The sequence below is a fragment of the Janthinobacterium sp. ROICE36 genome (assembly GCF_002869965.1).
In the GTDB taxonomy this organism is placed as follows: domain Bacteria; phylum Pseudomonadota; class Gammaproteobacteria; order Burkholderiales; family Burkholderiaceae_D; genus Janthinobacterium.
The window spans coordinates 1-4,021 of the sequence record NZ_PEBS01000145.1; the positions used below are offsets into that span (position 1 = coordinate 1).

At 53.1% G+C, this 4,021-nt stretch carries 5 protein-coding genes and 1 pseudogene; 5 read left to right on the forward strand and 1 reads right to left on the reverse strand.

Features of this window, described 5'->3' with window-relative positions; translation table 11 throughout:
- Positions 1-309 precede the first annotated feature (309 nt).
- Entirely contained in the window at positions 310-522 is a 213-nt protein-coding gene (locus CSZ94_RS26935) for a hypothetical protein (RefSeq protein WP_102124303.1), read from the forward strand.
- A 30-nt stretch (positions 523-552) separates the two neighbouring features.
- On the opposite strand, the gene CSZ94_RS26940 is transcribed toward CSZ94_RS26935, so the two are convergent.
- Positions 553-1,461 (reverse strand): DNA adenine methylase, encoded by a 909-nt coding sequence (locus CSZ94_RS26940; RefSeq protein WP_102124304.1) that lies wholly within the window; start codon positions 1,459-1,461, stop codon positions 553-555.
- Positions 1,462-1,474: 13 nt separating this feature from the next.
- Here CSZ94_RS26940 and CSZ94_RS28220 point away from each other — a divergent pair, with 13 nt between their 5' ends.
- The 4 genes and pseudogenes from CSZ94_RS28220 to CSZ94_RS29095 form a co-directional block, all read left to right on the forward strand.
- The gene (locus CSZ94_RS28220; RefSeq protein ID WP_180977651.1) at positions 1,475-2,383 is read left to right on the forward strand and encodes a DUF7687 domain-containing protein; all 909 of its coding nucleotides are present in this window, start codon (positions 1,475-1,477) and stop codon (positions 2,381-2,383) included.
- A gap of 178 nt (positions 2,384-2,561) precedes the next feature.
- Positions 2,562-3,002 (forward strand): hypothetical protein, encoded by a 441-nt coding sequence (locus CSZ94_RS28225; RefSeq protein WP_180977652.1) that lies wholly within the window; start codon positions 2,562-2,564, stop codon positions 3,000-3,002.
- Between the two features lie 2 nt (positions 3,003-3,004).
- On the forward strand, positions 3,005-3,637 hold the full coding sequence (locus tag CSZ94_RS26950; protein WP_180977653.1) for a helix-turn-helix domain-containing protein: 633 nt from the start codon (positions 3,005-3,007) through the stop codon (positions 3,635-3,637).
- Between the two features lie 236 nt (positions 3,638-3,873).
- A pseudogene (locus CSZ94_RS29095) lies at positions 3,874-4,021 on the forward strand (IS5/IS1182 family transposase); the annotation flags it as partial.

Sequence of the window (4,021 nt, forward strand, 5' to 3'; positions counted from 1 at the left end):
ATCCTCGGGCTTCTGGTAGTTGGCCAGCAAGCTGTCGGCCAGTTTGAGCAGTTCCGGGTCGGGCTTGGCCCGCTTGTTACGCTTTACAACGGTCATTGTTTCTCCTTGGTGGCGGCAGTGTCCTGCCAAATGACCGTTTACACAAAATTATTTACACCCTCTCTCGTGGTCGTTCTCATCGCAGTGAACCATGGGTTAGGCAGAGACCGGATGGTGCTCAGTAGATTCTTACATCAGATGTCACCAGGGCCCTCTTCAGAGCCCCGTTAGTTAGCTATACCAAATGCCACAACAATTCAGGAGGGCATTATGGAAAGAACCGGTCCAACCCGGGAGCACGTTCGGCTTTCTCTGCAACTGATTTTGCAAGCGCATCTGCATCAGTTGAACGATGGGCTGACGTATCAAAAGGTCATCGAAATTTGCGTTTTTATTAACATGCGCGACATCCCGGAAACGCATGCAGCACGGCTCGAAGCGTTGCAAATTGCAGCTGCCCAAGTGTTGCCACTACTCGACTAATTCACCCGACCCGGCCAAGTGCCGGGTTTTTCAATATGTCAGCAAGAGGCGGTCGGCCACGTGATGGTCTTCAGCCGTCTGGTCTTTTAGCTGGTAGCGCTTCAGCATTGAGGAACCTAGGTGCACCATGACTTCGCGCTCGAATAGGCCGGCCGGAATAGGGAGTTCAACGGTGTGGTCGCCGGACTTTTTCGTGCCGTCCAGGCTCACAGCGACGTGCACACCGCGGGCTTTCAAGCCGCCAACTACCTCAAAAAGCCGCTCAACACTGAACGCTTGGGCGCCGTAGATGATGCCTTGGCTATCTACGTACGGACTATCGAAATACGCCAGGTCGCCAGCTTTCGCGAGCTTCATAGTGTCTTCGAAGTCGGCGTGCATGAAGCGCGCGCCGCGCGTACGCGCGGCCCATATATAAGCGCGCTCGGCAAAGTTATCGACGGGCATCGGCCGATGTGGACCGCACGGGGTGCTCATATACCCATCTGATTTGCGAAAGCGCACCACACCGCCGTAGCAAACGCGGCTTAAGAAAAGCAGGTCGGCACCATTCGGCCTGGCGTTGTAGTCAGCCAGCACTTTGGCATATGCCTCTTTCTTACCCATGACATCGATTAGGGCGTGTCGCTCGGCGTACCAGCGAATCAACTCTCCGGTATCGTCATGCAGCTTCTGCCAAATCTCTACCAACGGCCCAAACACATCACCGGCGACTGCAATTTTTGGCGCCAAGGTAGCCAGGACGGCGCCGCTGCCGATAAACGGTTCAAAATAGGTTCCGTATTGCTTTGGAAAGTAATTGCAAATCTCCTTCGCGAACTTCTGTTTGTTGCCAATCCACTTCAACAATTGACCTTTCAACGGGGGCAGACCTGGCTGGTCCTGTGGTGGCGAGTTTGCATCAAAAAGGGTAGACTGGATATTGTCAAAATTCAACATAAGGGGGGGCAATTTGCGAGCGAACAAGGCGTTTATCGGTCTGGACAAGGGTTTTTGGGCTCACGTTCGTAGTATTTCGGAGGCACAGGGCTACACCGTACGAGGGCAGGGCGTCATCAAGACTTTGTCAGCAGCCGCGATTGTAGCAGCCTTCAAGAAGCTTGGGCTCTCCAGTGAGCACTTGGTAACCAGGGGAAAGCTAACCAAACTGGGCGGCCTCCTTTGCGATTATTTCGCTTACCGAGCCGACCTTTTGGATAATTTCGTCCGACCACGGCTGATGGATGCGGCTCGGGCTGAAGAAGTTTACAACGATATGAAGGCGAAGCTGAAGCCTAAGCTGTCCGCCACAATGAATAAGCAGAAAGGCGACAAGGCGAAGGTTGCCTACCTTACGGCGCTCGTTAATATGATTATTGAGAGCGTAGCCGGAAGCGAAGGCTATAACCCTGACCCACGTCAACTAACGACGTTCACGAAGGATTCGATGCCACTTCGCACGCTATCGCGACGTGTCGACGGAGCATTGCCAGGCGTCGTCAACCCCGTCGCTATCTGGGAAATCAAAGAGTACTACTATACGACGACTTTTGGTTCCAGGGTCGCGGACGGGGTCTATGAGACCCTGCTCGATGGAATGGAACTCGAAGAAATGCGTGAGCATGAGGGGCGAAATGTTGAGCACATGCTCGCGCTGGATGCCCACTACACCTGGTGGGAGTGCGGTCGCAGCTATCTGTGCAGAATCGTTGATATGTTGAACATGGGGTACGTCGACGAGGTGCTGTTCGGGTACGAGGTTGTCGAGCGGCTTCCCGCGCTGGCGGCGGAGTGGGTCGCCCTGGCGAAGGCAGAGGCTGCAAAAGAACCACAGATTAAGGGAGAGGTTGAAGGTGGCGGAGCACAGGCCGAGCTAGTCTGATTCCAGCGAAGAAAAGAAAAGATGGCCCTGCGGGGCCATTTTGCACTTTGAGTAATGTAGATGTGGCCCCTGTTACAACTGTTACAATTTCGTTCGGCGGTTTTCCACGTTTTCGTGATTTTTGTTCCTACACATAGTATGAGCGCGACGATGTGCTTTAACTAATCGGAATAAGAAAATGAACGACGAACAAATGACCGCTGCCGAAATCGCTGACTGGGAAGAAAAGCGAGCAGAGTTCTACGAAAACGAGATGTCGGATGAGGGCCGCGAATGGCACTCGGTACGTGATGGGGAGATGAACCGGTCAGACGAATGGTCGCGCCAATCGGTCCAAGATACTATCGGCAGCGGCGCGATGCTAAATGTTGCTCCAATTTTCAGCAAAGAGTCGAAACATGTTGGATTCCGCGTCACGTTCAAAGGAAAAGGCAAAAATGGGACACGCGTAGAGCTTACGACATACTTCAAGGCAGGCGGCCTGCGAGACCAGATGAGTGGAACCGTTATTTTCGAACAGTACGAGTTCTCGATGCACAAGTATATGAACAATCTAAGCAGCCGGGCGCCGACAGAGTACGTGCGCCGGAAGTTCGCGAATTCGATGGGCCAGGTGTAATCATGACAGCGAAAACGAGTGATAAAAAGCGCTATTACAACAACGCGCCAGGAATGTTTATCGTAATGCCCGTCGAAGTTCTGCTTGACCCGCGATTGACCGACCAGGAGCGGCGCATCATGATGTGCCTCTGCAGATACGCGAACTCAGAAACCGGACAGACGCAACCGTGCTACGAAACAATCACCGAATGCACTGGAATCTCACGCTCGAATGCGAGTAATGCAGTCTCGTCGCTGGTCGCAAAAGGATGGGTAGTACGTAAAACTAGGGGACGAGGGTTACCGAACGTCTACTACATACAAATTCCAGAAGATGTGGAATTTAGGACCGTAACAAGCAAACGGCGCAGCAAAGACGCACAGGCTGCACGTATGCAGCAAATCAGCGAAAAAATCGGTATATCTGCAACAAGTAAGCGGAATCACCAAAGTGATGAACTAGAGGCTGCTGAAGTTCTGGCTGCGGCCGGAGTGGTCGACGAATTCGAGGTCCAGGAATTTTGGGAGTTGACAACGGGTCCTGACGATTTTGATAATTGCACCGAGGCACAGTTAGTGGAGCTTTACTCGTCAGGCGTCGCGCTGCCGCAAAGGCTAATTAGCAAGTTCAAATTGGCCAGAGCTCTAGCGTGAGCATAGAAGTCCGAACAGGGGCTTTTTAATCGCCGTCGACGCGAAAGCAGCACGCCAGGTCGCTCCGCGCCCAGGCAGTCTGGCTTGGCCAACGCAAGGGCGCCACGCGCCTTTATTCTATAGTCTGTAGTAATTCTATAAGGGTAGTTAACAGGGTGTTGAATTAATCGCCGTGCCCGTCAACCATCACGGGCCGGTAAACGTTGTTTCATCAGCCCCACTTTCCCACCGCCATCATGCGCAAGACCGACGTCACCCAGCACTCTCTGTACAGTTACCGCTCGTTGGAGGAACGCATCCCGGATGCGCATCCCTTGCGCAAATTGCGAGTACTAGTCGATGCCATCCTGGCCAACATGAACGATGATTTCCAGGCGCTGTATT

Coding starts and splice junctions, on each gene's coding strand:
- CSZ94_RS26950 (WP_180977653.1), top strand. CDS start 3,005: ATGACAGCGAAAACGAGTGATAAAAAGCGCTATTACAACAACGCGCCA.
- CSZ94_RS26940 (WP_102124304.1), bottom strand. CDS start 1,461: ATGTTGAATTTTGACAATATCCAGTCTACCCTTTTTGATGCAAACTCG.
- CSZ94_RS26935 (WP_102124303.1), top strand. CDS start 310: ATGGAAAGAACCGGTCCAACCCGGGAGCACGTTCGGCTTTCTCTGCAA.
- CSZ94_RS28225 (WP_180977652.1), top strand. CDS start 2,562: ATGAACGACGAACAAATGACCGCTGCCGAAATCGCTGACTGGGAAGAA.